Genomic DNA, 26751 nt, shown 5'->3' on the forward strand with positions numbered 1-26751 from the left:
CCCCGGCTCCGTTCGTTGGGACCGGGACGGTCAGCGACGCCAGATGGTGACCACGGCTCGGTCGTCGCCGTGGCCGGCGAGCGCGTGGTCGCAGAGCCGCTGGGCCAGGCCCTCGAAGCCCTTCGTGACGAACGACTCCGCCCGGCCGAGCATCCGGTCGATGCCGTCGACGAGGGTCTTGTCCCTGGCCTCGATGACCCCGTCGCTGTAGAGGACCAGAGCATCGCCCCGTCGCAGGGTGCCGACCTCTCGCGGGTAGTCGGCGTTCTCGATCACGCCGAGCAGTGGTCCTCGGCCGCCGGAGAGCATCCGCCACCGGCCTGACCCGGCTGCGAACTGGGCCGCGGCCGGATGACCGGCGTAGCCGATCGAGAACTCCCCCGTCTCGAGGTTGATCGCCACGTGGACAGCAGTGGCGAAACCCTCCGGCCAACGCAGTCGCAGCAGGTGGTTGTTGGCGGCGTGGAGGAAGCCGTGCTCGCTCATCTCGCCGAGCAGTCCCCCGAGCGCGCCGGACAGGAGCAGGGACCTGGTGCCCGCCTGACGGCCCTTCCCGGAGACGTCGACGAGCGCGATCTCGAGCGTCGCTCCGTCCGTGGACCGGCCCGCGACGACGAAGTCACCGGCGAAGCTGTCCCCGTAGGCCGACTCGAGCGCCACCTCGGCCGACCAGTCGGGCGGCAGCTCGGGGAGCTCGCCCTGGGCCCGGAGCCGGTCGCGCATGTCGACGAGCATCGACTCGCCGCTGACGCCGACGACACCAACCTGCGCGCGGGCGTGGGCGAGCCAGATCATCAGCAGCATCGTCGCCAGGGTGACGAGCTCGGTGCCCAGGGTCGCCCCCTTGCGCTCCCCCAGGGACGCACCGACGATGGCCATCGTCGAGAACAGCGCCACGTAGACGACGACGAGGTGACGCGGCTCGAGGAACAGCCCGCCGATCACGACGAGGAACGCGAACACGCCCCAGGGCACGTGCTGGGGCCAGTTGGCAATGGACCAGCCGGCCGCCAGGCCGAGCAGGACGAGGCCGAGGACGAGCAGCCACGGCGCACGTGACATCCACGGGACCATCATCCGGGCACGCCGGATCGGCCCGGCGGCAAAGGTCGGGCGGCGTGAGACGTACGTCTCGTTGAGGGCCACAGGCCTCCATCCCTGGATCGAAGGGGCCGTGGAGGGTCCGGCAGGCAGCGATCCTCGTAGCGTCAGTGAGGGGTCAGTCGGTGATGACGTCGTCGGGCGATGAAGTCAGCTGGCCGAGTCCGGCAGCGACGGCAGGGCGCGGTCGGACTCGTACGCCGAAACCATACCTATGCGACGGCTGTGTCGCTCATCATCGGAGAATTCCGTGACCAAGAAGGTATCGACGATCTGCTTGGCCAGGTCCTCGGAGGTGAAGCGGGCGCCGATCGAGACGATCTGCGCATCGTTGTGCTCCCGCGCGAGCGAGGCCAGCTCGGTCGAGTACGCCAGGGCGGCCCGGATGCCGGCGACCTTGTTGGCCGCCATCTGCTCGCCGTTGCCGGAGCCGCCGAGGACGACGCCGCGCGAGCCAGGCTCGGCCGCCACGGCCTCGGCGGCACGCAGGACGAAGACGGGGTAGTCGTCCTTGGCGTCGTAGGCGAAGGGACCGTGGTTGACGACGTCGTGGCCGGCGCCCTCGAGGTGCGCCATGAGGGCCTGCTGGAGCTCGTAGGAGGCGTGGTCGCCGCCGATGTGGATACGCATGTCCGTCCTTGTTGCGGTGGGTGGGGAGATGGGGGTGCAGCTCAGGTGAAGATGGGGTGCTCGGTGCGGGTGCGCTTCAGCTCGTAGAAGCCCGGCGTCCCGGCCACGAGGACGCAGCCGTCCCAGAGCCGGGCGGCGTCCTCGCCCTTGGGGGCCGGGGTGACGACGGGCCCGAAGAAGGCGACCCCCTCGACGGCGATGATGGGGGTGCCGACGTCGGTGCCCACGAGGGAGATGCCGCGCTTGTGGCTGCGGCGCAGGGCCGCGTCGTGGGTCTTGTGGTGCGCCGCACCAGCCAGTGTCGCCGGGAGGCCCACCTCGTCGAGTGCCTCACGGACCACCCGGTCGAGGTCCGTCATGCGGCCGGGGTGGATCCGGGTGCCCATCGCGTCGTAGAGCGGCTTGACGACCTCGGGCCCGTGCTCCTCGGCCGCCGCGACGATGACCCGCACGGGCCCCCAGGCGCTGTCCAGCAGGGAGCGGTACGCCGCGTCCAGGTCCCGGTGCTCGTTGAGGACCGCGAGGCTCATCACCGACCAGGTGACGTCGAGGTCGCGCAGACGCTCGGCCTCCATGAGCCAGCGCGAGGTCATCCAGGCCCAGGGACAGATGGGGTCGAACCACATCTCCACGGGCGTGCGTGCAGTCGTGCCGTCGGTCGCCATGGCCTCATCCTTGCATCCCGCGATCCCTGGCCCGCTCCGCCCGAGCGGTCCCTGGGCCTCTCCGCATCCGTGCGAGGATGTCCCGCGACGAGGCCGTCCCCACCCCTGGACAGGTCTCCCCACGAAACCTGTCCCATGAGGAGGACTTCCGTGCCCGGCAAGAACCTGACCCGCGACGAAGCGGCGCTGCGCGCCAGCCTGCTGCGGGTCGAGACGTACGACGTGACGCTCGACCTGACCACGGGCCCCGAGACCTTCCGCACCGTCTCCTCCGTCCGGTTCACCTGCTCGGAGCCCGGCGCCGAGAGCTTCATCGACCTCATCGCCGACTCCGTCGAGCGGGTCACCCTCAACGGGGTTGAGCTCGACCCGGCCGCGGTCTTCGCGGACTCCCGCGTCACGCTGCCGGGCCTGGCCGCGGACAACGAGCTGACCGTGGCTGCCACGGGCCGCTACACCAACACCGGCGAGGGCCTGCACCGCTTCGTCGACCCGGTGGACAACGAGGTCTACCTCTACACGCAGTTCGAGGTCCCGGACTCGCGGCGGATGTTCGCTGTGTTCGAGCAGCCCGACCTCAAGGCGTCGTTCCACTTCACGGTCACCGCCCCGGCGCACTGGAAGGTGATCTCCAACTCCCCCACGCCCCCGCCGGTCCCGGGCGGCGTCGTCGATCACACCGAGGTCGCCACGTGGGACTTCCCGCCGACGAAGCGCATCTCCTCCTACATCACGGCCCTCATCGCCGGCCCCTACGACGAGGTCCGCGACCAGGTCGCGACCCGCAACGGCGTCGTGCCGCTCGGGGTCTTCTGCCGCAAGTCGCTGACGCAGTACCTCGACGCGGACAACATCTTCGACTGCACCAAGCGCGGGTTCGCGTTCTTCGAGGAGCAGTTCGACCAGCCCTACCCGTTCGAGAAGTACGACCAGGTCTTCACCCCCGAGTACAACATGGGCGCGATGGAGAACGCCGGCGCCGTGACCTTCACCGAGGTCTACGTCTTCCGGTCCAAGGTCTCCGAGGCGAAGGTCGAGCGGCGCGCCCTGACGATCCTGCACGAGCTCGCCCACATGTGGTTCGGCAACCTCGTGACGATGAAGTGGTGGGACGACCTCTGGCTCAACGAGTCGTTCGCTGAGTGGGCGTCGACGACGTGCCAGGCCGAGGCGACGCAGTGGACGAGCGCGTGGACGACCTTCGGCACGGCGGAGAAGGCGTGGGCCTACGCCCAGGACCAGCTCACGTCGACGCACCCGATCGCCGCGGACATGCGCCACCTCGAGGACGTCGAGGTGAACTTCGACGGGATCACCTACGCCAAGGGTGCCTCCGTGCTCAAGCAGCTCGTCGCCTACGTCGGGCGCGAGCCGTTCGTCACCGCGCTGCGTGAGTACTTCGCCAAGCACGCCTGGGGCAACACGACCCTCGCCGACCTGCTCGGTGAGCTGGAGCGCGCCTCGGGCCGCGAGCTCACGTCGTGGTCGAAGCTGTGGCTCGAGACCGCGGGTGTCAACACCCTGCGGCCGGTCTTCGAGGTCGCGCCGGATGGCACGTACAGCTCCTTCGCCGTCGAGCAGACCGCCGCGGCCGACTACCCGACGCTGCGCCCCCACCGGCTCGGCATCGGCCTCTACAACCGCGAGGGCAGCTCGCTCGTCCGCGTCGGCTACCACGAGGTGGACGTGGACGGGGCACGCACCGAGCTCGCGGAGCTCGTCGGCGTCGCCCAGCCCGACCTGCTGCTCCTCAACGACGACGACCTCGCCTACGCGAAGATCCGCCTCGACCCGCGGTCGCTGCGCACGGCCCTCGACCTGCCGCGCGGCTTCCAGGACTCCCTGCCGCGCTCGCTCGTCCTCGGCGCGACGTGGGACATGACGCGCGACGCGGAGATGCCGGCGCGGGACTTCGTCCGCTTCGTCCTCGACTCCCTGCCCGGCGAGAGCGACTCCACGCTGCTGCGGGTCCTGCTCTCCCAGATCACCACGGCCGCGCGGCTCTACACCGCGCCCGGGCACCGCGCGGAGACGGCTGCCCTGCTCTCCTCGACCCTGCACGGGCTGGCCGAGACCGCCGAGCCCGGCAGCGACGCGCAGTTCCAGCTGCTGGAGGCCTGGGCCAACACGACCGTCGACCGCGCCGACGAGGAGCCGCTGCGAGCCCTGCTCAGCGGCACCGCCGCGCTGCCCGGCCTCACCATCGACACGGAGCTGCGCTGGACGCTGATCCGCGCCCTTGCAGCGCTCGGTGCCGCGGACGCGGCCGAGATCCAGGCCGAGCTCGACCGTGACCCGACCTCGACGGGCCGCGAGCGCGCCGCAGAGGCCCTGGCCGCCCGGCCGACCGCCGAGGCCAAGGCCGAGGCGTGGGCCAAGGCGGTCGAGCGCAACGACCTGTCCAACCAGATGGTCCAGGCCATCGGGAGCGGGTTCCGGCGCACCACCGACCTGTCGCTCCTCGAGCCCTACGTCGAGAAGTACCACGCGATGCTCCTCGAGGCCTGGGCGGCCCGGAGCGTCGCCATCGGCGAGCGGGTCGTCGGCGGCTTCTACCCGTTCGACCTCGCGGACTCGTCGCTCAAGGCGGCGTCCGACGCGTGGCTGGCCGCGCACCGCGACGCCCCGGCCGGGCTGGCCCGCACCGTCGCCGAGAACCGCGACACCATCACCCGTGCGCTCCTCGCGCAGGCCAGGGACGCCGAGCGCGACTGAGCCGTCGAGCGCCAGCGGGCTGAGCGGCATACGACAGCAACCAGAGGGGGGCCACCTGGCCTCCCGGAAGGATTGACAGGATGGACCGTATGCCGCTCAGCTCAGTTCCGCTCCTCACGTGGGCCCAGGTGGGTGACTGGCTCTTCGGAGTGCCGGTCCGGATCATCGTCACCATTGCCCTGGCGATCGTGGCCCGTTGGCTGCTCCTGCGGCTCATTGACCGAGTGGTCACCACCGCGACCAGCCGGCACGCCCAGCGGCTGGCCGAGCTGCCCGGGGGCGGCCGCTCGCTGGCCCAGGCCATCGGCCTGGCGCACGAGCGCCACGTCCAACGGACCCGGACGATGGGCTCACTCCTGCGCAGCGTCGTCACCGTCGTCGTCGCCACGGTGGCCGTCCTCACCGTCATGGCCCTGCTCGAGATCCCGCTCGCCCCGCTCCTCGCCTCGGCCGGCGTGGGGGGTGTCGCGCTCGGGTTCGGCGCCCAGAGCCTGGTCAAGGACTTCCTCTCCGGCATCTTCATGATCATCGAGGACCAGTACGGCGTCGGCGACGTCATCGACACGGGCGAGGCGGTCGGGACGGTGGAGAACGTCTCCCTGCGCGTCACGCAGCTGCGCGACGCGAGCGGCGTGACCTGGTATGTGCGCAACGGCGAGATCATCCGGATCGGCAACCGGTCCCAGGGGTGGTCCACCGCGATGGTCGACATCCCCGTCGCCTACGACGAGGACATCGAGCGGGCCCAGCGCGTCATCCGCGAGGTCGTCGAGACCATGGACCAGCACGCGCCCTGGGACGAGAAGCTGCTCGGGGCCCCCGAGGTCGTCGGCGTCGAGTCCATCGCCGGGGGGGCGGTCACGATCCGCATCCTCGCCAAGACCGTCGCGCAGGAGCACTTCGGCGTGCAGCGCGAGATCCGCGAGCGGGTCAAGGTCGCGTTCGACCGCGAGGGCATCCGCTCGCCCGTCCTGCTGCCCCCGGTTCCGCCCTTCAGCGGCAAGCCGTCAGGTGCCTGAGGTGTCGTGCAGGTCTGGGAGAATTCCCCGGTGACGTACTACGACGACTTCGGCGGCCACGAGACCTTCGCGCAGCTCGTGCGCGAGTTCTACCGAGGTGTCGCCCAGGACGAGGAGCTCCGGGCGCTCTACCCGGAAGAGGACCTCGGCCCCGCGGAGGACCGGCTGCGCATGTTCTTCGAGCAGTACTGGGGCGGCCCGACGACCTACTCCGACCAGCGCGGCCACCCACGTCTGCGGATGCGGCACGTGCCGTTCGCCGTCACGCCGGACATGCGGGACCGCTGGCTGCTGCACATGATGAACGCCGTCGACACCCTGGACCTCGAGCCGGAGCTCGAGGACCGGCTGCGTGACTACCTCACCCGGGCGGCCTACTCGCTCGTCAACGCGCCGGGCCCGGACGGCGCCTACTGAGACCCTGCCTCACAGGGAGTCACAGGTGGTTCAGAGGCTCCTGCTGGGTGGGGGGTGTTGTGTGGAGTCAAGAGAAACACACACCCCCCGATGCTCGCCGACACGGCGGGTCGCAGAAAGGACAAGGATCGCCATGATGCCGATCAACAAGAGAATGGCCGGGATCGCGACCGTGGGCGTGGCCGCCCTCGCGCTCGGACTCGGTTTCTCCAGCGTCGCCCAGGCGGAGGAGACCCCGGCGCCGACCACCACCCAGAGCGAGGACTCCACCGGCTTCGGTCGGATGGGCCACGGGATGGGCAACGGGATGGGCAACGGCGCTCGCGGCATGCACGCCGACCTGTCCGACCTCGCGACCGAGCTCGGCGTGGACGAGTCGAAGCTCAGCGACGCCATGGACGCCGCCCGCGATGGCCTGCGCGACCAGATGACGGACCTGCGGGACTCGGTCCAGAGTGGTGACCTCGACCGCGACGCCGTGCGGGAGCAGATGCACGACGCCATGGCCAAGGCCCTCGCCGACGCGCTCGACCTCGACGCCGCCAAGGTCGAGGCTGCGCTGGACAAGGTCCAGGCTGCCCACCAGGCCGAGCGCGAGCAGGCCCTCACGGACCGGCTCGACCAGGCCGTCAAGGACGGCAAGCTCACCCAGGCCGAGGCGGACGCCGTCAAGAAGGCCATCGACGCCGGTGCCATCGGCGGCGGCATGGGTGGCGGGATGCGCGGCGGCATGGGCCACATGGGTGGCGCCGGCATGGGCGCGGGCATGGGCGCCGGCATGGGCGCCGCCTCGAACACCTGACCGTTTCCCTTCCGCAGCACTCGGGCCCGCACGTCCCCGCCGGACGTGCGGGCCTTCTGCTACCGCTTAGAGCGCCTCCCAGGTGAGGACTCCGTCCCGACCCCGCCGCTCTCCCAGCTGAGCGAGATCGACGAAACTCAGCTCAGCGGCATACGGAACGACGACCCGCAGCAGCCCCCGACACCACCCCCAAACGCGTCGTCATGCAAGAAATTGCAGATCTTGCTTGGGTTTTCAGCGATCATGGTCAATCATTGACCCTCGTGACTCTGATCTCCCCCACCACCCGCATCGCCGACCTCGCCCGACCCAGCCTGCGGGTCGCCCCGAGCCCCGTGCATCCGGCCGAGCAGCCGGACTCGGCGTGGTGGCGCCATGCCGTCATCTACCAGGTCTACCCGCGGTCGTGGGCCGACTCGGACGGCGATGGGATCGGTGACCTCCCCGGCATCACGGCGCGCCTCGATCACCTGCGCGACCTCGGCGTCGACGCCCTGTGGCTCTCCCCCTTCTACACGAGCCCCCAGGCTGACGCGGGCTACGACGTCGCCGACTACCGCGACGTCGACCCGACCTTCGGCACCCTGGCCGACGCGGACGCGCTCGTCGGTCGCGCCCACGACCTCGGCCTGCGCGTCATCGTCGACCTCGTGCCCAACCACAGCTCGGACGCCCACCCCTGGTTCCAGGAGGCCCTCGCCGCGGGACCCGGCTCGCCGGAGCGCAACCGCTACCTCTTCCGCGACGGCCGCGGCGACCGTGGAGACCTGCCCCCGAACAACTGGGAGTCCGTCTTCGGCGGACCCGCCTGGACCCGCGTCAGCGAGCCCGACGGCACGCCCGGCCAGTGGTACCTGCACCTGTTCGACTCCCGGCAGCCCGACTTCAACTGGGAGAACCCCCTCGTGCGCGAGGAGTTCGAGTCGGTCCTGCGGTTCTGGCTCGACCGCGGCGTCGACGGCTTCCGGGTGGACGTGGCGCATGGGCTGATCAAGCGCGACGGGCTGCCGGACCACCAGGCGCGCACGCACATGCTCGGCGACACCGAGGAGGCCGCGGCCCACGTGCTCGACGGCGCCGAGCCGGAGCCGACCCACCACACGCCCTACTGGGACCAGGACGCCGTGCACGACGTCTACCGGGCCTGGCGTGCCGTGCTCGACTCCTACGGCACCCCCGACCGCATCCTCTGCGCGGAGGCATGGGTCGAGCCACAGGAGCGCGCGGTCCGCTACGTGCGACCCGACGAGATGCACCAGGCCTTCAACTTCGACTTCCTCGGCACCCCCTGGATCGCGGAGGACCTCGTCGCCGTCATCGAGCGGTCGCTGCGGGCCGCCGACTCGGTGGGCGCCCCGTCCACGTGGGTGCTCTCGAACCACGACGTCGTGCGGCACGCCACGCGCCTGGGCTACGCACCCGGCACCAAGCGGCCCAACGGCATCGGCGCCGAGGACCCCCAGCCCGACCGCGAGCTCGGCCTGCGCCGCGCCCGTGCCGCCACGACCCTGATGCTGGCTCTCCCCGGCAGCGCCTACCTCTACCAGGGCGAGGAGCTCGGCCTCCCCGACTCGACGGAACTGCCCGACGAGGTCCGCCAGGACCCGACGTTCCTGCGCAGCGCCGGCACGGAGAAGGGCCGCGACGGCTGCCGTGTCCCGATGCCCTGGGCCGCCGGTCAGGACGGCCTCGGCTTCGGCCCGTCCGAGCGCACGTGGCTGCCCCAGCCGGCCGTCTACTCCTCCTACGCCGTGGACCAGCAGGTCGGGGTGGACGGCTCGACGCTCGAGCTCTACCGCACGCTCCTCCGGCTGCGGCGCGCACACTCTGCCGGGAGTGGCTCGCTCTCCTTCGTCGAGGGATACGGCGCCGACGTCGTCGCGCTCGTCAACGACAGCGCCTCGGGTGAGCGACTGCTGGTCGTCGCGAACCTCGGCGCCGAGCCGGTGGCACTGCCCGAGGGGGCGCGCCTGCTCGTGTCGTCCAGTCCCCTCGAGGACGGTCTCGTGCCGACCGACACGTGCGCCTGGGCGCTGTGGTCCTGAGCCGTCGGGTGGCGGCGCCGATGGGGCTAGCCTCAGCCCCATGACCACGAGGCCATACCTCGCCCAGACGCCGATCGCCCTGGCGCACCGGGGCGGCGCGCTCTACGGGCCCAACCTGGGGCTCGAGAACACCATGACGGCGTTCCGGCACGCCGTCGCCCTGGGTTACACGCACATCGAGACGGACGTCCACGCCACGCGGGACGGCCGGCTCGTGGCGTTCCACGACGACCACCTGGACCGGGTGTCCGACATGCAGGGGCGGATCCGGACCCTGGACTGGGACCAGGTCAGGTGGGCGCGGGTCGGTCACGGCGAGCACGTGCCGCTCCTCACCGAGGTGATCGACACCTTCCCCGGGATCCGGCTCAACATCGACCTCAAGGGGCCCCGGACGGCCGAGCTGCTCTGGGAGCTCATCGAGGAGCGCGGGCTGCACGACGCGATCTGCGTCGGCTCCTTCTTCCAGCGGGAGATCAGCACGTTCCGCAAGGTGTCGGCCGGTCGGGTGGCGACCGCGGCGTCCCAGGCGGGCACGATCCTCATGCGGTTCGGTCCGCGAGCAGTCTCCCGGCTGCTCCGCACCCCCGCCGACGTCTTCCAGGTGCCGCCGACGCACGTGCTCGGCGGCCGGGAGGTCACGGTCGTCACCCGCAAGCTCCTCGAGGCCGCGCACCACTTCGGCAAGCAGGTCCACGTGTGGACCGTCGACGACGCGGCGGAGATGCACCGCCTGCTCGACCTCGGTGTCGACGGCCTCGTCAGCGACCGGATCGACGTCCTCAAGGACGTGCTGACCGAGCGTGGCCTCTGGACGGGCGTGCACTGAGGACGGGCGAACCAGCCCTCCCGGAGCGGCCCTGCGGACCTCAGCGCACGAGGACGTGACCGCGCGTCGTGCTGAGCCGGGTCCACCGCCCGCACGTCGCGACGGTTGCCGTCTCTCCGGACCGCAGGAAGCCGAGGACGTGGGCCCCGAACGCGAGCCCGGCCGCGATCGGGGGGGCCGTGTCGCTCATGGCTCCCCACACGCGACGGCGCAGCTCGGCGACGGCCGCGCCCCCGCCACCCTGGTGCGGCTGCTGCGCGACCTCGGCGATGCCCGCCTCGGCGACGCGCCGCACGGCGGCGCCATCCAGGAGCCCGACGCGCTCCCACCCCTGCCGGGGTGGCGTCAGTCCCGCCCACGAGGGGGACACGGTGGTGGCGGGCACGCTGAAGGTCGTGCCCTCGGAGCCGAGCCGCGCGAGCCGATCGGCGACCGACCTGAAGCTGACCGTCGCGTCCAGCCCGTGGTTCCGGTCGGGGATCGAGACGACACGCATCCCGAGGACCGTGCCCGCACCCATGAGGCCCGTGCCCTCGAGGACCGCCACCGTTGCGACGAGCAGGCCGGGGGCCGGCACCTGCAGTCGGACGGCGCCGTCTGGCACCGCCACCTTGGCCCGGCCGACGAAGGTCGCCAGGTCAGTCACGCCGCGCGGGTCGCCGAGCTCGATCTGCTCCATGGCGGCACTCACCGGCGTCGCCGGCGGAAGGGAGCCACCGCGCCGAGTTGTCGCTCGAGCGACGTCCGCTCGGAGGGCCGCATGCGTCGGGGCCTCGACCCCTCGAAGTCGTAGAGGGCCAGCTCGGTCTCGGCGACGGCGTAGACGGTCTCCCCTTCGCTGTCGCCCAGCGGCTTCGGGTCGGTGACGATGTAGGCGACGTCGAAGCCGGCGCCACCGATCCGGGAGACCCAGATGCGGATCTCCACCGGCTCGTGGCGGAAGCCGAGCGGCCGGCGGTACTCGATCTCGTGGCGGGACACGAGCACACCTTCGTCGAGGAGGCTGCGCCCGCCGTCCGGATTGTCGAACCAGTCCCGGAAGGCGATGACGCGCGCGTCCTCGAGCAGCCGGAGGAACTGGACGTTGTTGATGTGGGCGTAGGCGTCCATGTCGGACCAGCGCAGGGACACGTGAGCGGCGTACGGCTCCATGGCAGCATCCTTGCAGGGCCGTCCACATCCCCTCGCCCGGGTCTCACGTCGTCCACAGGTGCCGTATGCCGCTGAGCGCGGTCGGCGGGTCCACGTAGGTTGGGCACATGCCGAGCTCACCCGCCGCCCTCACCGGACTTGACCTTCGCGAGCGCGCGACCGCTGCGCTGCGGCGGCTCGTCGGGCGAGACGGGGCCGACTTCCGCGACGGTCAGTTCGAGGCGATCGAGGCGCTCGTGTCCGGGCGTCGCCGGGTGCTCGTCGTGCAGCGGACCGGGTGGGGCAAGTCGGCGGTCTACTTCGTCGCGACCGCGCTGCGGCGAGCGGAGGGGGCCGGCCCGACGGTCATCGTCTCGCCGCTCCTCGCGCTCATGCGCGACCAGATCGCCGCGGCGGAGCGCGCCGGTATCAGGGCCGTGACGCTCAACTCCACCAACGCCGACGAGTGGGCGGCGGTGACCGCGGCTCTGGCCCGCGGAGAGGTCGACGTGCTGCTCGTCAGCCCGGAGCGGCTCAACAACCCGCGGTTCCGTGAGGAGCAGCTGCCCGGCCTGGCACAGTCGTGTGGACTGCTCGTCGTCGACGAGGCCCACTGCATCAGCGACTGGGGGCACGACTTCCGGCCGGACTACCGCCGGATCCGGGACCTGCTCACGACGTTGCCCGACTCGACGCCCGTGCTCGCGACGACGGCGACCGCCAACGCGAGGGTCGTGACGGACGTGGTGGAGCAGCTGGGCGCCGGCGGGCGGGACGTGCTGACGCTGCGCGGTCCCCTGGCGCGCGAGTCACTGCGGCTCGGCGTGCTGCCCCTGGCCGCTCCTGAGCAGCGGCTGGCCTGGCTCATCGCCCACCTCGGCGAGCTGCCCGGGTCCGGGATCGTCTACGCGCTGACCGTCTCGGCCGCTGAGGACGTCGCCGTCGCGCTGCGCGACGCCGGGTTCGAGGTCGCTGCCTACACCGGCCGCACCGAGCCCAGCGAGCGGGTGCGGCTGGAGGAGGCCCTGCGCGACAACCGGCTCAAGGCTCTCGTCGCCACCTCGGCACTCGGCATGGGCTTCGACAAGCCGGACCTCGGCTTCGTGCTCCACCTGGGGGCCCCATCGTCGCCGGTGGCCTACTACCAGCAGGTGGGCCGGGCCGGCCGGGCCACCGAGCGGGCTGATGTCCTCCTCATGCCCGGTCCGGAGGACAAGGACATCTGGCGCTACTTCGCGTCGGCCTCGATGCCACGACAAGAGCAGGCAGATGCCGTGCTGCGCGCCCTCGCGCAGAGCGGTCGGCCGCTCTCGACCGTCGCCCTGGAGTCGATCGTTGACGTCCGTCGGACCCGGCTGGAGCTGCTCCTCAAGGTGCTCGATGTCGACGGGGCAGTGCAACGTGTCCAGGGCGGCTGGGCTGCGACCGGAGTCCCCTGGACCTATGACGCGGAGCGCTACGAGCGCGTGTCCCAGGCCCGGGACCGGGAGCAGCAGCTGATGGTGGACTACGAGCGGGGCGACGGATGTCGGATGGCCTTCCTGCAACGGTGCCTCGACGACGACACCGCGCGGGACTGCGGCCGGTGTGACCGGTGCGCCGGCGACTGGTTCGCCTCCGAGATCCCCGAGGCGGCGGTTCTCACCGCGCGGTCACGCCTCGAGCGACCCGGAGTGGTCCTGGAGCCGCGGGCGCAGTGGCCGTCCGGCATGGACCGGCTCGGCGTGCCCCTGAAGGGCAGGATCGCGCCGGCGGTGGCGCTGTCGGAGGGCCGCGCCGTCGCGCGGCTCAGCGACCTCGGCTGGGGGCAGCGGCTCCGTCAGCTGCTCCGGTCGGAGTCACCTGCCTCCGCGGGCTCGGCCGCCGCCTCCGCCGACGCGGCGCCGCCGGCTGCTGATCCAGCCGCCTTCGAGCAGTCACCCGACCTGATCGCCTCGAACCACGCGGCACCCTCGGACCGGCCCGCCCCGCCGGAGCTGCTCCGCGCGGTCGTCGACGTCCTCCGCGACTGGGACTGGGCCGAGCGGCCCGCGGCGATCGTGGCGGTGCCCTCGCGGCGCCGTCCACAGCTCGTGACGTCACTGGCCGCCGGACTCGGGGAGCTGGGACGACTCCCCTACCTCGGCACGCTGGATCTCGTCGACGGTGGACCCGTCGGTGAGCCGGGCGGCAACAGCGCTTTCCGACTGGCGAACATCTGGGGCCGCTTCGCCGTGGGCGCGGATCTCCGGGCGCGGCTCGAGGGCGTCCCCGGCCCGGTGCTGCTCGTGGACGATGTCGCCGACTCGCGGTGGACCCTCACCGTGGCTGGCGCCCTGCTGCGCGAGGCCGGGGCACCGGCCGTCCTGCCGCTCACCCTTGCCGTGGAGGGCTGAGCGCCACGACGGCGCACCGCCGCCGCTGCGCAGTCCACGTTCCCGCACGCGCGGGAAAGTGACGACCTTCCCCAACGCCCGCCGATCCCACGGACAGCCCGGGGCCGATCCGGGAACCGCGGTGGTGCTTGCCCTGCAGCGCGGGGGCACTAGGGTCGACGCTGTGACCGACGACGTCAAGCCGACCCTCACCCCGATCGAGGACCTCATCGACGTCCTCACCCTCGAGGAGCTGGGCACCGCCAAGATCTCCGTCACCGGCATCGAGGGCCAGGACGCCGCCTCGTCCATCGGGGCGACGGAGGCACGGGTCTTCGAGGGACGCAGCCAGCGGATGCCCCACAACCGCGTCTTCGGTGGCCAGGTCCTCGCCCAGTGCGTCATGGCGGCCGGACTGACGCTCCGTGCGGTCGAGGAGCGCGAAGGGCCCCGGCCGATCCACTCCCTGCACGGCTACTTCATGCGACCGGGTGACGACACCCTCCCCATCCGGTTCGCCGTCGAGGAGATGCGCGACGGCCGGTCCTTCTCCACGCGGCGGGTCCATGCCATCCAGAAAGGGGCGCCGATCATGTCGTTCACGGCGTCGTTCCAGGAGCAAGCGGCGGGCCTCGACCACCAGCTCACGATGCCGGACCTGCCCGGGCCCGACGGTCTCCGGTCGCTCGCCGACCTCCTGGGCCACATCGACCACCCGGCCGCCCGGCACATCGCGACGCAGCGCCCCATCGAGCAGCGGCCCATCGAAGAGGCCACCTTCCTGACGCCGGCCCCGGATTCCCCGGCGGAGCAGCAGGTCTGGATGCGCGCTGTCGACAGCCTGCCGGCGGACCCCCTGATCCACGCCGCCGTCCTGGCCTACGCGAGCGACTACTCGCTCCTCGACCCAGTGCTGCGCCGCCACGGACTGACCTGGGCGGACCCGCGCCTTCGCGTCGCCAGCCTCGACCACTCGATGTGGTTCCACCGCCCCGTGTCCGGTGACGACTGGTTCCTCTACACCCAGGAGTCTCCGTCCGCGTCGAGCGGTCGGGGCCTCGGGATCGGCCAGATGTTCCAGGGCGGCCAGCTCGTCGCCACCGTCGCCCAGGAGGGGATGGTCCGCGTCAAGGAGTGACGGCTCGCCGCGCTCGGGTCACCCGGCATCGCGGACGCACCGGACGACTGCCACGTCGTGACCGTCGAGATGCACCCCGTGCTCGTCGACGATGGGCGCCCGGCCCCAGGACACGAGGACCTTGTCGATGAGCCCGGCATCGAGCGGCACGGTGCGCGCCCTCTGTCCCAGGTTGCACACCACGTGCACCAGCCCCCGGTGCATGACGAGCCAGCCGTCGTCCTCGTCGAACTCGACCGTGGTCGCGCTCAGGTCGCCGGAGGAGAGATCCGGCTCGCGGCGGCGGGTCCCGATCAGCTCCCGATAGAAGTCGAGCATCGCGGTGTGGCCGGGCGTGTTGCACTCGGGCCAGTTGAGCACGCTGGCTCCCCGCGTCGCAGGGTCCTGGGGATCGGGAACGTCGTCGGCGGCCCACCCGTGTGACGCGAACTCCTGCCGGCGTCCCTGCCGCACCGCGTCGGCGAGCCACTGGTCGTCGAACGAGGTGAAGAACTGGAAGGGCGTGCTCGCCCGCCACTCCTCGCCCATGAAGATCATCGGGGTGAAGGGCGAGAGGAGGTAGAGCGCGGCGCCGATCGCTTGCTGTCCCGGCGAGATGGTCTCGCTGATCCGGTCGCCGAGAGCACGGTTGCCGACCTGGTCGTGGTTCTGCAGGTAGGCGAGGAAACGGTGTCCAGAGACTTCCCGGCGGTCGACCGGCGCGCCCCACGGTGCGCCCCGGAACGTCGACATCCGGCCATCGTGCAGGAACACTTCGGTCAGGGTCTTGGCCAGCACGCGTAGCGGCGTCCCGTCGGGCCACGCCTCGGTGCCGCCGGCGAAGTCGGCGTAGTAGCCCTGCCGCTCGCCCGTGAGGGTGACGTGGAGGGCGTGGTGCACGTCGTCGGCCCACTGCGCCGTCATGCCCCGGCCGCCCTCTGCGGTCGGGGTCACCATGACAGGGTCGTTGAGGTCGCTCTCCGCGATGAGCTCGAGCGGCCGCCCGAGCCGCACCGACAGGTCAGCCGTCTCGTCGCTCAGCTCGGCCAGGATGTGCCGACCCGAGTGGTCGTGGAGCGCGTGGACCGCGTCGAGGCGCAGCGCGTCGACGTGGAAGTCCCGGAACCAGCGCAGAGCGTTGTCCAGCACCCACCGGCGCACCTCCTCGCTGCCGGGACCGTCGAGGTTGACCGCCGGACCCCACGGCGTCGGGTGCTGGGTGGTGAAGTACGGCCCGAAGGTGGAGAGATAGTTGCCGACCGGCCCGAGGTGGTTGTAGACGACGTCGAGGCAGACCCCGAGCCCCCGGGCGTGGCAGGCGTCGACGAAGACCTGGAACGCCAACGGGCCGCCATAGGCCTGATGGACCGCGTAGGGCTGCACCCCGTCGTAGCCCCAGCCGTGGATGCCGCCGAACGCCGCCACCGGCATCACCTCGACGACGTCGACGCCGAGGTCGACGAGGTGGTCGAGGTGGGCGATCGCACTGACGAGCGTGCCCGGGCGGGTGAAGGTGCCCAGGTGCAGCTCGTAGAACACCCCACCGAGCGCGCCGCGCCCGTCCCGGGGACCGCGCCAGTCGTGGTCGGTCCAGTCGAAGGCCTGTGTGTCGAAGGTGCGGCTCGGGCCGTGCACCCCTCGGGGAAGCCAGGCGCTGCGCGGATCGGGCACCCCGTCGCCTCCGTCGACCGAGAAGAGGTAGTCGACCCGCCCATCGCCGTCGGGCGTCCACGACCACCACCCGGCCGGCTCCTGCTCCATGGGGTGACGCGCCGCTCCGACGACACACTCGACGACCCGTGCGTTGGGTGCCCACACCCTGATCGGTGCCATGTCAGCCGTTCCTTCCCTCGTCGCGAACGAGCAGCGCCACCGGCAGAGCCGAGAGCGGGACGAGCTGGTCCAGCGGCACGTCGCCGCCACGAACCACCTTGCCGTCCAACACGTCCCGCCAAGCCCCGGGGGGCAGCGACACGGTCGCCTCACCCCAGCCACCCCGGTCGCTGAGCTGGCCGGCCAGACGGGTCGCGACAACACAGACGTCCCCCTCGCCACCGTCGCCGCGGCGGAAGCCGACGGCATGCTCGCTCGTCGCCTCGAGCGACGCGTATCCGGCACGATCGCCCACGAAGGTCTCGGGCCGCTCGCGCCGCAGTCGCAGCGCGGCCGCAGTCACCAGGAGCTTCTCGTCGTTGAGGTCGGCCGGCGCAGCGCCGTCGTCGAGCCGGCCCAGGCGCCGAACCCGCTCGTGGATGTCCACCGGGCGGCGGTTGTCCGGGTCGACGAGGGAGAGGTCCACCAGCTCGGTGCCCTGGTAGACGTCTGGAACACCTGGCATGAGCAATTGGATCACCTTCTGCCCCAACGTCGCACAGCGAGTTTCGAGCCTGGTGGTCTCGAGCCACGCCACGACGTGCGCCCGCACCGTATCGTCCGACGTGAGCCCCGCCGCGAACCGTCGGACGGCGTCTTCGTAGGCGGGGTCACCGTCGACCCACGCCGTGTGGAGCTTGGCCTCGCGGACCGCCTTGGTCGCGTAGGCGGTGAGACGCTCGGCATCGAGCGGCCAGGCACCGACGACGTTCTGCCAGAGGAAGTACTCCGTCAAGGGGTCGACCGACTCCTGCCGGTGTGCAGCCCCCAGCTCCCGGGCCCGGCGCACCCAGTCCGCCCAGGCCCCCGGCCGCTCAGCGAGGACGGCGAGACGCGCCCGGACGTCCTCGGAGCGCTTGGTGTCGTGCGTCGACAGGGTCGTCATAGTCAGTGGCCACTCCTCGGCCAGCCGCGCGCAGAAGATGTGGAACTGCACGACCGGCACCCCGAAGTGCCCCGGGTCGCCACCGACCTCGTTGAGGGCCACGAGACGCACGAACCGGTAGAAGGTCGTGTCCTCCACGGCCTTGGCCATGACGGGCCCGCAGGTCTGCTGGAACCGCGTGACGAAGTCAGCCTCCGCTTCACGGGAGACCACCCCGAGGGCCCGGCCGAGCGCGAGGTCGACCACCTCGTCCAGCGTGGCACGGTCGACCCCGCCCAGCTCCGCCGCGCCCCGCCGCGCAGCCGCCTCGAGGACCTCGGCCCCTGCCGCCTCGGCCGGCTCGCCCGCCCGGACGTAGACGCGATAGCGGTCCATCCCGACCAGCAGCGCCTCCACCGCGCTCCGGGCCCGGGCGGCGTCCGCGTGCGGCAGCGCTCGAAGCAGCACGCGCAGCAGCCGTTCGACCTCGGCTGCGAGGACGGAGGCGACGACGTGCCGCTTCGCCGACAGACTCATCACCCCGAGGTCCTGGCGTTCACCGAGCAGCTCGGCCGCGAGGGCAGCGAGCGGCTCGGCCCCACTCGGATCGACGAACAGACCGCCGACTCGGGCGAGCGCGTCATAGCCGGTCGTCCCGGCGCAGGCCCAGTCCGCAGGTAGGCGCTCGTCGCCCTCGAGGATCTTCTCGACGACGGTCCAGGCCCCGCCCGTGACCGACGCCAGCCGGTCGAGGTAGCCGGCCGGGTCGGCCAACCCGTCGGGGTGGTCGATCCGCAGGCCGTCCACCTGCCCGCGGCGCACCGCCTCGACGATGACCTCGTGCGTCGCGTCGAACACCTCGGGGTCCTCGACGCGGACGCCGATGAGCGAGGTGACGTCGAAGAACCGGCGGTAGTTGAGCGCCGTGGCGCCCTCGCGCCAGGAGGCCAAGCGGTAGTGCTGCTGCTCGAGGAGCGAGCCCAGCGGCATACGGCCAAGATCGTCGGCGGACGCGGACGACGCCGTCAGCGGGAAGACGTGGTCGTAGTAGCGCACCACGTCCTCACCGCCCACGCGGTCGAGCGCCAGCTCGCCCGCGGCGAGCACCTCCTCCAACGAGTCGCCGAGAACCGGCCAGAGGATCCTGCCGTTCTCGGCGTCCCAGTCGACGTCGAACCAGCGGGCACAGGGCGACGACGGGCCGTCGCGCAGCAGCGACCAGAGGGGCGGAGCCAGCGTGAGCGGCACCGGGGTGGTCATGTGGTTGGGGACGACGTCGACGACGAGGCCCAGCCCGGCGTCGTGAGCGGCGGTCACGAGCCGGCCAAACCCGGTCTCGCCGCCCAACCCCTCCGCGATCCGGGTGTGGTCCACCACGTCGTAGCCGTGGGTCGAGCCTTCCGACGCCTGGAGGATCGGGGACAGGTAGAGGTGGGAGACGCCCAGGTCGGCGAGGAGGGGCACCTGCGCCGCCGCATCGTCGAACGAGAGGTCGGGCCCGAGCTGGAGCCGATAGGTCGAGACGATGCGGCGGTCGGCGGTCACTCGTCGGTCTCCCGGGGGGACCGCAGCACGACGATGCTCCGCGCGTCGACCTCGATCTGCCAGCCTGGCTCGAGCTCCTCGTCACTGACCTCCCGGGCGGCCGTGTCGACCTCGGGAATCCAGACGCGGCCGTACTCCTCGTCCGGCAGCGTGAAGGTGATCGGCTCGGAGTGCGCGTTGAACATCACGAGGAACGAGTCGTCAAGGATCTTCTCGCCCCGGCGGTCGGGCTCGGGGATCGCCGAGCCGTTGAGGAAGACCATCACCGACTTGGCCAGGGCGTTGTGCCAGGCCTGCTCGTCCATGTGCTCGGCGTTGGGCATGAACCACGCGATGTCGCCGAGGTCGCTCTCCCCGCCGTGGTCGGCACTGCCGGCGAAGAACCGCCGGCGCCGGAAGACGGGGTGGTCCTGACGCAGCCGGATGATCGACTGCGTGAACTCGAGCAGCCGTTGCTGGTCGCCCTCGAGGTCCCAGTGGACCCAGGTGACCTCGTTGTCCTGGCAGTAGCCGTTGTTGTTGCCGAGCTGGGTGCGCCCGATCTCGTCGCCGTGGCTGATCATCGGCACCCCCTGCGAGAGGAGCACGGTGGCGATGAAGTTGCGCTGCTGGCGGGCCCGCAGGTCGAGCACCTTGCGGTCCGTCGTCGGCCCCTCGACGCCGCAGTTCCACGACCGGTTGTGGCTCTCGCCGTCGAAGCCCCCTTCGCCGTTGGCCTCATTGTGCTTGTCGTTGTAGGAGACGAGGTCGCGCAGGGTGAAGCCGTCGTGGCAGGTGACGAAGTTGATCGAGGCGATCGGCTTGCGGCCGGAGTGTTCGTAGAGGTCGCTCGAGCCGGTGAACCGCGAGGCGAACTCGGCGAGGGCGCCGCCGGCGCCGCGCCAGTAGTCGCGCACCGTGTCGCGGTACTTGCCGTTCCACTCCGTCCACAGGGGTGGGAAGCCGCCGACCTGGTAGCCACCCTCTCCCACGTCCCACGGCTCCGCGATGAGCTTGACCTGGCTGACGACCGGGTCCTGCTGGATGAGGTCGAAGAAGGCCGAGAGCTTGTCGACCTCGTGGAACTGCCGGGCGAGGGTCGCGGCGAGGTCGAAGCGGAAACCGTCGACGTGCATCTCGGTCACCCAGTAGCGCAGCGAGTCCATGATCAGCTGGAGGACGTGCGGGCTGCGCATGAGGAGGGAGTTCCCCGTGCCGGTCGTGTCGTAGTAGTGCGCGAGGTCGTCGCTGACGAGCCGGTAGTAGCTGTTGTTGTCGAGACCGCGGAAGGCGAGCGTCGGGCCGAGGTGGTTCCCCTCGGCCGTGTGGTTGTAGACGACGTCGAGGATGACCTCGATGTTCGCCTCGTGCAGCGACTTGACCATCGCCTTGAACTCGAGGACCTGCTGCCCGCGCTGACCCCCGGCGGCGTAGCCGTTGTGCGGCGCGAGGAAGCCGATCGTGTTGTAGCCCCAGTAGTTCGAGAGCCCGCGGTCGAGCAGGTGCGCGTCCTGGACGAACTGGTGCACCGGCATCAGCTCGATGGCGGTCACCCCGAGGTTCGTCAGGTGGGCGATCATCGCGGGGTGGGCGATGCCGGCGTAGGTGCCGCGGATCGCCTCCGGGATGTCGGGGTGCAGCTCGGTCAGCCCCTTGACGTGCGCCTCGTAGATGACGGTGTCGTGGTACTCGTGCCGCGGCGGGCGGTCGTTGGCCCAGTCGAAGAAGGGGTTGGTGACGACCGAGAGCATGGTGTGGCCCAGGCTGTCCTGGGTGTTGAGGTCGGTCGTCGTCGCGGCCTCGGGGTCCCCGAAGGTGTAGGAGAAGAGCGACGGGTGGTTGTCGGTCTGTCCGTCGATCGCCTTGGCGTAGGGGTCGAGCAGCAGCTTGCTCGGGTTGCACCGGTGGCCGTTGGCCGGGTCGTAGGGCCCGTGGACCCGGAAGCCGTAGCGCTGGCCGGGCTGGATGTAGGGGATGTAGCCGTGCCAGACGAAGCCGTCGACCTCGGGCAGGTCGATCCGGGTCTCGACGAGGTCGTCGTCGATGAGACAGAGCTCGACCCGCTCCGCCACCTCGGAGAAGACGGCGAAGTTGACGCCCGTCCCGTCGTAGGTCGCCCCCAGCGGGTAGGACTGTCCGGGCCAGATCTCCATGGACCTTCTCTCGTCGAGCGTACGGGCGAGCGCCATTGTCCCCGGTCGGCCGGGTGGCCGCGCAAGGCGGGGTGTCGCGCCGGGAACCCATGGATCGTATGCCGCCGGGCTGGCTCCCAGCACGGCGGACCGTCCCGTGGCGTGTTCCTCAGGTGGACGCGCCGACCTTCCAGTAACCCATGAAGGCGACATGGTGTCGGGCCAGGCCGACCTCGCCGACGAGGATCCGGCGGATCGCCTTGACGGTGTCCGAGTCGCCGGCCACCCAAGCGTAGGTCTCGTCCGGGCCCACCTGGGGCGCGGCGGCCCGGTCCGGGAGGACGTGCTCCCCGGACGAGCTGTGGACGGCGGTCTCCCACACCTCGGCCTCGACCCGGTTGGCGGTGACGTCCGCGAGCGCCGCAGCGACCACCGTCGGGGCCAGCCCCCAGTGCGCGCGCACGGCGTCGATGGTGGCGCGGCCGCGGGGCTGGTTGCCCCGGACGAACCACTCGATGGTCATGCCGGCCGGGGCCCGGAGGTCGAGGATGTCGCCAGCCTCCGGGACCTCGGCGACGGCCTGTCCGCGTGCGCTGGACGGCAGCGCCTCGAGGATCGACGCGAGGGCGGGCACTGCAGTCTCGTCGGCGGTCAGGACGAGGCGCTGGGCCGCTCCCGGACAGAACTCGATGCCACCGTAGGCGGACTCCGCGTCGAAGCGGGTCGGTGCCGCTCCCCCGAACGTCGCGAGCTGCGCGTCGAGCCAGTCGGTCGACTGGTTCGCGTTGCCGCCCCAAGAGATCTTCGGCGCGTCCAACGGTGCCACGCCGAGCGCCGCCACGTGGTCGACGTCGGACCAGCCGAGGGTGACCACCCGCTGGCCGGCGGGGCCGGTCGTGCAGCCGGAGAGGAGCAGCGCGGCCGAGACGGCAGCGAATAGGGCAGTGCGCAGACGGGACGCTCAGCCTCCTTGAGCAGTATTAGGTGCGCCTCACCTTATTAAGGTGAACCTAACTGTCAACGTCGAGGTTGGGTGCACTGCGTCACATGGCAGGTGTAACCCAATCGCATCCAAAAGCCGCATCTCGCGCGCGACCAGCGTTCTAGGGTGAGGCCTGCACGGTGCCGCCGGCACCCCGCCCAAGGAAAGACTCACATGAAGAGGACCTTCGCCGTGGCCGCCGCAGCCACCGCCCTCGCCACGGCCTGCGCGGCGATCCCCGCCCAGGCCGCAGATGACGACCCATTCGACAAGGTCGCTCCGCGCCAGGCCCCCAGCCAGCTCAGTGAACGCCTCGGCTCGGAAGCCGGCACGTCTGCTGGCACAGCCGTCTACCGGTTGGCCGGCGACACCCGCATCACCACGGCCATCGCTGCCTCGCAGGACCGCTGGGGTGACTTCGGCACCGAGTTCGCCGCCGGTGCGGTCGTCCTCTCGCGCAGTGACGCCTACGCAGACGCTCTGGGGGGTTCGGCCCTCGCCGGTGCCGCGCAGGCCCCGCTCCTGCTGACGCCGGGCGCTTCCTTGGCCCCGGAGGTCGAAGCCGAGATCGTGCGGCTCCTCGGTCCTGCTGAGAGCGCCGGCCCGGTCTACGTCCTCGGCGGCCCCACAGCCGTCTCGACCCAGGTCACCGATCGCCTCGGGACGGGGAGCGACACCATCGAGGGCCTCGGCTACCAGGTCGTGCGCCTCCAGGGCCTCGACCGCTTCGAGACCTCCGTCGCCATCGCGAAGCAGACTGCGGCACTCATCCCGGACGGCGTCCCCCAGCTCGTCTTCGCGACGACAGGCCGCAACTTCCCGGACGGGCTCACCGCTGGGGCCACGGCCGGCGGCTACTGGAGCACCTTGGTGCTGACGCGCGACACGAGCGTCCCCCCGTCCGTCGCGACCTACGTCAACGAGATGCGGGGCCTCGACATTCCGCTCTTCACGGTCGGAGGCCAGGCGGCCGCCGCATTCACCGGCGACTACGAGCTCGTGGGGACCGACCGGTACCACACCGCACGCAAGGTCGCGAACCTCTTCTGGGGAGATCCCGCAACGCGTGGAGGTGAGCCGATCATCGTGGGGCTCGCGACCGGCGTCAACTGGCCGGACGCCCTCTCCGGCGGCGCCCATGTTGCTGGCGGAGGCCCGTTGCTCCTGACGCAGACGGACTCCATTCCCACAGCCACCGCGACCGCCGTCTCGACCATGGTGAGCGCGGTCGACACCAATCCGATCGAGTGGGGAGTCGTCTTCGGTGGCCAGGTCGCGGTGACGGACAAGGTTGTGGGGGAGTTCGACGCCCTGCTCAACCAGTGAGCCTGGCCTGAGACCCTGCTGGGCCGGGTGCGCGCGCGTCGCGCGGACCCGGCCCAGCGGCATACGGCCTGGGGTGAGACGTCCTAGAAGGCGCCGCCGAGCGTGACCCCGCCGTCAATCGTGAGCGTCTGGCCGGTGATCCAGGCCGCGTCGGCGCTGAGCAGGAAGCTCACCGCCCCGGCGACGTCCTCGGGCGTGCCGAGTCGCTTCATCGGGTAGGCGCGGCTCACCTTCTCCTCGCGACCCTCATAGAGGGCCTCCGCGAACCGGGTCTTCACCACGGCCGGCGCGACCGCGTTGACCCGGGTGTCGGGGCCCAGCTGGTAGCCCAGCTCCGTCGTCAGGTGGATGAGCGCAGCCTTGGAGACGCCGTACCAGCCGATGACCCCCGACGCGCCCTGCCCCGCAATGGAGGCGAGGTTGACGACCGCGCCCGGGTGCGCGGCGTCACCGAGACCGGCGGCGACCGCCTTCTTGATCCACGAGAAGGCAGCGACGACGTTGACGTCGAGGATCTTGCGGGCCACGTCGACGTCCGCGTCGAGCATCGGCCCGTAGACCGGGTTGATGCCCGTGTTGTTGACGAGGTAGTGCAGCCCACCGAAGGTCGACCGGGCCGCGGCGATGACCTCGTCCTGATGCGCCTCGTCAGCGGCGTTGCCGGCGATGCCGAGAGCATGGTCGGGGCCGCCCAGGGACTGCACCGCCTCCGCGAGCGCCTCCGGCTTGCGGGCCGTGATGACGACCCTGGCGCCCTCCGCGACGAGACGCTCGGCGATGCCGAGCCCGATGCCGCGACTCGCCCCGGTGACGATGGCGACCGCGCCGTCGTGCACGCCCATCAGAAGCCGAGGTCCCGGCCGATGAGCTCCTTCATGATCTCGTTGGAGCCGGCCCAGATCTTCGTCACGCGGGCGTCACGCCAGGCCCGCGCCACGCGGTACTCGTTCATGAAGCCGTAGCCGCCGTGCAGCTGGACACAGGAGTCGAGGACGTCGTTCTGGACCTGCGAGCTCCACCACTTCGCCTTGGCCGCGTCGATCGCGGTCAGCTCGCCCTTGGAGTGCGCGATGACGCAGTCGTCGATGTAGGCCTCGGCGACCTCGATCTGCGTCACGAGCTCGGCGAGCAGGAACTTGTTGTGCTGGAAGGCCCCGATGGACTGGCCGAAGGCCTTGCGGTCCTTCGCGTACTGGATCGTCTCCTCGAGGATCGCCTTGGCATGAGCGACGTTGGCGATGCCCGAGCCGATCCGCTCCTGCGGCAGGCGCTGCATCATCGCGATGAAGCCCATCCCCTCGGCGCCGAGGCGGTTCTCGTCGGGGACCCGGACGTTGTCGAAGAAGAGCTCGGCCGTGTCCGACTCGTCCATCCCGACCTTGTCGAGCTTGCGGCCGTTGACGAAGCCGTCCATGCCGCGCTCGACCATGAAGAGGGTGATGCCCTTGGCGCCCTTGGAGAGGTCGGTGCGCGCGGCGACGATGACGAGGTCGGCCTGGTAGCCGTTGGTGATGAAGGTCTTGGACCCGTTGAGGATCCAGTGGTCACCCTCACGAACCGCGGTCGTCTTGAGGGCGGCGAGGTCGGAGCCGCCCGACGGCTCGGTCATGCCGATGCCGATGATGAGGTCGCCGCTCGCGATGCCGGGGAGCCAGCGCTGCTTCTGCTCCTCCGTCCCGAGGTCGACGATGTAGGGCGGGCAGACGTCCGCGTGGATGCCGAAGCACGAGCTGGTCGCCATGTTGAAGTGGGCCCACTCCTCGGCGACGACGGCGTTGAAGCGGTAGTCGTCGACGCCGGCGCCGCCGTACTCCTCGGGGATGTCGAAGCCGAAGAAGCCCTGCTTGCCGGCCTCCTGCCAGATGTCGCGGGGGATGACCTTGTCGCGGATCATCTCCTCTGCCCGGGGTCGCATGACCCGGTCGATGAACTCGCGAGCCGAGGCGCGCAGTGCCTCGTGGTCGTCGTCGTAGATGTTGCGCGGCATGCGGGGCCTCCCAGGCTGACTCACGGGTAACTAAGCGCTTGCTTAGTGTTGCCCTTCTCGGGCATGCTGTCAACGTGCTGCCCCCGACCCCACCGCGCTATCCCGCCCGGGACGCGACCACCGTCGACCGGTTGATGCGCGCCGCCGCCCAGGCCTTCGCGGAGAAGGGCTTCCACGCGACGACGACCCGGGACATCGCGTCCGGGGCCGGCCTCTCGCCGGCCGGGGTCTACGTGCACTTCGGGTCCAAGGAGGAGCTGCTCTTCAACCTCAGCCGGAGCGGGCACCAGTCGGCGCTGCAGATGCTGCGGGCAGCGGTGGAGGGACTCGAGGCACCGACGGAACGGCTCGCCGCGGCGATGCAGCAGTTCTCCGCCTGGCATGCCGAGCAGCACCAGCTGGCCAAGGTCGTCCAGTACGAGCACCAGCACCTGACGCCCGAGCACCGGGCTGAGGTCCTGGGACTGCGCAAGGACATCGACGCGCTCGTCCGGCAGGTCCTCGAGTCCGGTGTGGCGGAGGGTGCGTTCGACGTGGAGGACATCGGCGACACCGCGTTGGCCCTGCTGTCGATGGCCGTCGACGTCGCCCGGTGGTACTCCCCCACCATCAAGCGGACCCCTCGGCAGATCGGCGCCACCAACGCGGCCCTGGCGCTCCGTCTGGTCGGCGCCCGACCAACCCCCGCGTGAGGTCCGGCCACACCGTCCTGCAGGTCCCGGTGCCGGCGCTGGAGCCCTTCGTCGTCGAGCGCCACCGGCACTACGACCTCGACTTCGTCTCGAGCGACCCCCGCTTCGTGCACGCCCACATCACGGCGCTCGGCCCCTTCCTGCCGCCCGAGCTCCTCGACGCGAGTGCCCTACGACAGATCAGCGACATCGCCTCTGCCGCCGGGCCCTTCACCTTCCGGCTCGCCGAGCTGGACACCTTCCCCAACGGGATCATCCATCTGGTCCCCGAGCCGGCGGATCCCTTCCGAGCGCTCACGGCGGCCCTGGTCGCAGCCTTCCCACAGACCCCGCCGTATGCCGCTGAGTTTCCTTCCGTCGCACCGCACCTGACGCTCGACGCCGTCTCAGACGTCGTGAGCGTCGAGTCCACGCGTGAGCTGCTCGGCGACATCGTCCCGGTCACCTGCCGCGCCGAGCGACTGGACCTCGCCTGGTGGGGCAACAGCACGTGCCGCGTGCTCGATTCATGGCCGCTGGGCATGGCCGCTGGGTGACGAGCCCGTC

The 26751-nt window shown here is 71.1% G+C and carries 22 protein-coding genes; 11 read left to right on the forward strand and 11 right to left on the reverse strand.

All coding sequences use genetic code 11. The annotated features are described in order from the left end of the window. Window positions 1–30 precede the first annotated feature (30 nt). The 3 genes from OO014_RS04845 to OO014_RS04855 all read right to left on the reverse strand — a co-directional run bounded on the left by OO014_RS04845 (window position 31) and on the right by OO014_RS04855 (window position 2396). Entirely contained in the window at window positions 31–1146 is a 1116-nt protein-coding gene (locus OO014_RS04845; protein WP_272461151.1) for a PP2C family protein-serine/threonine phosphatase, read from the reverse strand. A gap of 105 nt (window positions 1147–1251) precedes the next feature. Beyond that, entirely contained in the window at window positions 1252–1731 is a 480-nt protein-coding gene (locus tag OO014_RS04850) for a ribose-5-phosphate isomerase (protein WP_272461152.1), read from the reverse strand. 41 nt (window positions 1732–1772) lie between these two features. Continuing rightward, a complete protein-coding gene (locus OO014_RS04855; RefSeq protein ID WP_272461153.1) occupies window positions 1773–2396 on the reverse strand; it encodes a DsbA family protein in 624 nt (207 codons plus the stop codon). Between the two features lie 150 nt (window positions 2397–2546). Here OO014_RS04855 and pepN point away from each other — a divergent pair, with 150 nt between their 5' ends. The 6 genes from pepN to OO014_RS04885 all read left to right on the forward strand — a co-directional run bounded on the left by pepN (window position 2547) and on the right by OO014_RS04885 (window position 10223). Continuing rightward, a complete protein-coding gene (gene pepN, locus OO014_RS04860) occupies window positions 2547–5111 on the forward strand; it encodes an aminopeptidase N (RefSeq protein WP_272461182.1) in 2565 nt (854 codons plus the stop codon). 89 nt (window positions 5112–5200) lie between these two features. Further along, a complete protein-coding gene (locus OO014_RS04865) occupies window positions 5201–6130 on the forward strand; it encodes a mechanosensitive ion channel family protein (RefSeq protein ID WP_272461183.1) in 930 nt (309 codons plus the stop codon). A 30-nt stretch (window positions 6131–6160) separates the two neighbouring features. Next, a complete protein-coding gene (locus OO014_RS04870) occupies window positions 6161–6547 on the forward strand; it encodes a globin (protein ID WP_272461154.1) in 387 nt (128 codons plus the stop codon). A 133-nt stretch (window positions 6548–6680) separates the two neighbouring features. Continuing rightward, window positions 6681–7349, forward strand: coding sequence for a hypothetical protein (locus OO014_RS04875; RefSeq protein ID WP_272461155.1), 669 nt, complete (start codon window positions 6681–6683; stop codon window positions 7347–7349). 263 nt (window positions 7350–7612) lie between these two features. Beyond that, window positions 7613–9394 (forward strand): glycoside hydrolase family 13 protein, encoded by a 1782-nt coding sequence (locus OO014_RS04880; RefSeq protein ID WP_420485475.1) that lies wholly within the window; start codon window positions 7613–7615, stop codon window positions 9392–9394. Between the two features lie 40 nt (window positions 9395–9434). Beyond that, complete coding sequence (locus OO014_RS04885; protein ID WP_272461156.1) at window positions 9435–10223, forward strand: glycerophosphodiester phosphodiesterase; 789 nt, start codon at window positions 9435–9437, stop codon at window positions 10221–10223. 40 nt (window positions 10224–10263) lie between these two features. On the opposite strand, the gene OO014_RS04890 is transcribed toward OO014_RS04885, so the two are convergent. Next, window positions 10264–10902, reverse strand: a complete 639-nt coding sequence (locus OO014_RS04890) for a hypothetical protein (protein WP_272461157.1) — start codon at window positions 10900–10902, stop codon at window positions 10264–10266. Between the two features lie 8 nt (window positions 10903–10910). After that, complete coding sequence (locus OO014_RS04895; protein WP_272461158.1) at window positions 10911–11375, reverse strand: acyl-CoA thioesterase; 465 nt, start codon at window positions 11373–11375, stop codon at window positions 10911–10913. A gap of 107 nt (window positions 11376–11482) precedes the next feature. On the opposite strand from OO014_RS04895, the gene OO014_RS04900 reads away from it, so the two are divergent. Then, window positions 11483–13729, forward strand: coding sequence for a RecQ family ATP-dependent DNA helicase (locus OO014_RS04900; protein WP_272461159.1), 2247 nt, complete (start codon window positions 11483–11485; stop codon window positions 13727–13729). A gap of 163 nt (window positions 13730–13892) precedes the next feature. Then, entirely contained in the window at window positions 13893–14846 is a 954-nt protein-coding gene (locus tag OO014_RS04905) for an acyl-CoA thioesterase (RefSeq protein ID WP_272461160.1), read from the forward strand. An 18-nt stretch (window positions 14847–14864) separates the two neighbouring features. Here the strand turns inward: OO014_RS04905 and treZ are convergent, their stop codons facing one another. The 4 genes from treZ to OO014_RS04925 form a co-directional block, all read right to left on the reverse strand. Further along, entirely contained in the window at window positions 14865–16658 is a 1794-nt protein-coding gene (treZ, locus tag OO014_RS04910; RefSeq protein WP_272461161.1) for a malto-oligosyltrehalose trehalohydrolase, read from the reverse strand. Window position 16659: 1 nt separating this feature from the next. Beyond that, window positions 16660–19107 carry a malto-oligosyltrehalose synthase gene (gene treY / locus OO014_RS04915; RefSeq protein ID WP_272461162.1) on the reverse strand — a complete coding sequence of 816 codons (2448 nt, stop codon included), beginning with the start codon at window positions 19105–19107 and terminating at the stop codon, window positions 16660–16662. Beyond that, window positions 19104–21239: a glycogen debranching protein GlgX gene (gene glgX, locus OO014_RS04920; protein ID WP_272461163.1), complete on the reverse strand. Its 2136-nt coding sequence runs from the start codon at window positions 21237–21239 to the stop codon at window positions 19104–19106. Before glgX ends, treY begins: the two co-directional genes overlap by 4 nt. Window positions 21240–21387: 148 nt before the next feature. Further along, on the reverse strand, window positions 21388–22092 hold the full coding sequence (locus OO014_RS04925; RefSeq protein WP_272461164.1) for a siderophore-interacting protein: 705 nt from the start codon (window positions 22090–22092) through the stop codon (window positions 21388–21390). Between the two features lie 282 nt (window positions 22093–22374). Here OO014_RS04925 and OO014_RS04930 point away from each other — a divergent pair, with 282 nt between their 5' ends. Beyond that, the gene (locus OO014_RS04930) at window positions 22375–23526 is read left to right on the forward strand and encodes a cell wall-binding repeat-containing protein (RefSeq protein WP_272461165.1); all 1152 of its coding nucleotides are present in this window, start codon (window positions 22375–22377) and stop codon (window positions 23524–23526) included. 83 nt (window positions 23527–23609) lie between these two features. On the opposite strand, the gene OO014_RS04935 is transcribed toward OO014_RS04930, so the two are convergent. Further along, a complete protein-coding gene (locus OO014_RS04935) occupies window positions 23610–24368 on the reverse strand; it encodes an SDR family oxidoreductase (RefSeq protein ID WP_272461166.1) in 759 nt (252 codons plus the stop codon). Next, window positions 24368–25513 carry an acyl-CoA dehydrogenase family protein gene (locus OO014_RS04940; RefSeq protein ID WP_272461167.1) on the reverse strand — a complete coding sequence of 382 codons (1146 nt, stop codon included), beginning with the start codon at window positions 25511–25513 and terminating at the stop codon, window positions 24368–24370. Before OO014_RS04940 ends, OO014_RS04935 begins: the two co-directional genes overlap by 1 nt. Before the next feature lie 74 nt (window positions 25514–25587). On the opposite strand from OO014_RS04940, the gene OO014_RS04945 reads away from it, so the two are divergent. Then, window positions 25588–26205: a TetR/AcrR family transcriptional regulator gene (locus OO014_RS04945; protein ID WP_272461168.1), complete on the forward strand. Its 618-nt coding sequence runs from the start codon at window positions 25588–25590 to the stop codon at window positions 26203–26205. After that, window positions 26202–26741, forward strand: coding sequence for a 2'-5' RNA ligase family protein (locus OO014_RS04950; RefSeq protein WP_272461169.1), 540 nt, complete (start codon window positions 26202–26204; stop codon window positions 26739–26741). Before OO014_RS04945 ends, OO014_RS04950 begins: the two co-directional genes overlap by 4 nt. Window positions 26742–26751: the final 10 nt, after the last annotated feature.

It is taken from the genome of Intrasporangium calvum, from assembly GCF_028446585.1.
GTDB classification, from domain to species: Bacteria; Actinomycetota; Actinomycetes; order Actinomycetales; family Dermatophilaceae; genus Intrasporangium; species Intrasporangium calvum_A.

What these genes read in the sequence shown, in the direction of transcription:
- OO014_RS04850 (WP_272461152.1), bottom strand. Translation starts at nt 1,731, where the DNA reads ATGCGTATCCACATCGGCGGCGACCACGCCTCCTACGAGCTCCAGCAG.
- OO014_RS04855 (WP_272461153.1), bottom strand. Translation starts at nt 2,396, where the DNA reads ATGGCGACCGACGGCACGACTGCACGCACGCCCGTGGAGATGTGGTTC.
- OO014_RS04865 (WP_272461183.1), top strand. Translation starts at nt 5,201, where the DNA reads ATGCCGCTCAGCTCAGTTCCGCTCCTCACGTGGGCCCAGGTGGGTGAC.
- OO014_RS04875 (WP_272461155.1), top strand. Translation starts at nt 6,681, where the DNA reads ATGATGCCGATCAACAAGAGAATGGCCGGGATCGCGACCGTGGGCGTG.
- OO014_RS04885 (WP_272461156.1), top strand. Translation starts at nt 9,435, where the DNA reads ATGACCACGAGGCCATACCTCGCCCAGACGCCGATCGCCCTGGCGCAC.
- OO014_RS04890 (WP_272461157.1), bottom strand. Translation starts at nt 10,902, where the DNA reads ATGGAGCAGATCGAGCTCGGCGACCCGCGCGGCGTGACTGACCTGGCG.
- OO014_RS04895 (WP_272461158.1), bottom strand. Translation starts at nt 11,375, where the DNA reads ATGGAGCCGTACGCCGCTCACGTGTCCCTGCGCTGGTCCGACATGGAC.
- OO014_RS04900 (WP_272461159.1), top strand. Translation starts at nt 11,483, where the DNA reads ATGCCGAGCTCACCCGCCGCCCTCACCGGACTTGACCTTCGCGAGCGC.
- treZ (WP_272461161.1), bottom strand. Translation starts at nt 16,658, where the DNA reads ATGGCACCGATCAGGGTGTGGGCACCCAACGCACGGGTCGTCGAGTGT.
- glgX (WP_272461163.1), bottom strand. Translation starts at nt 21,239, where the DNA reads ATGGAGATCTGGCCCGGACAGTCCTACCCGCTGGGGGCGACCTACGAC.
- OO014_RS04930 (WP_272461165.1), top strand. Translation starts at nt 22,375, where the DNA reads ATGAAGAGGACCTTCGCCGTGGCCGCCGCAGCCACCGCCCTCGCCACG.
- OO014_RS04935 (WP_272461166.1), bottom strand. Translation starts at nt 24,368, where the DNA reads ATGGGCGTGCACGACGGCGCGGTCGCCATCGTCACCGGGGCGAGTCGC.
- OO014_RS04940 (WP_272461167.1), bottom strand. Translation starts at nt 25,513, where the DNA reads ATGCCGCGCAACATCTACGACGACGACCACGAGGCACTGCGCGCCTCG.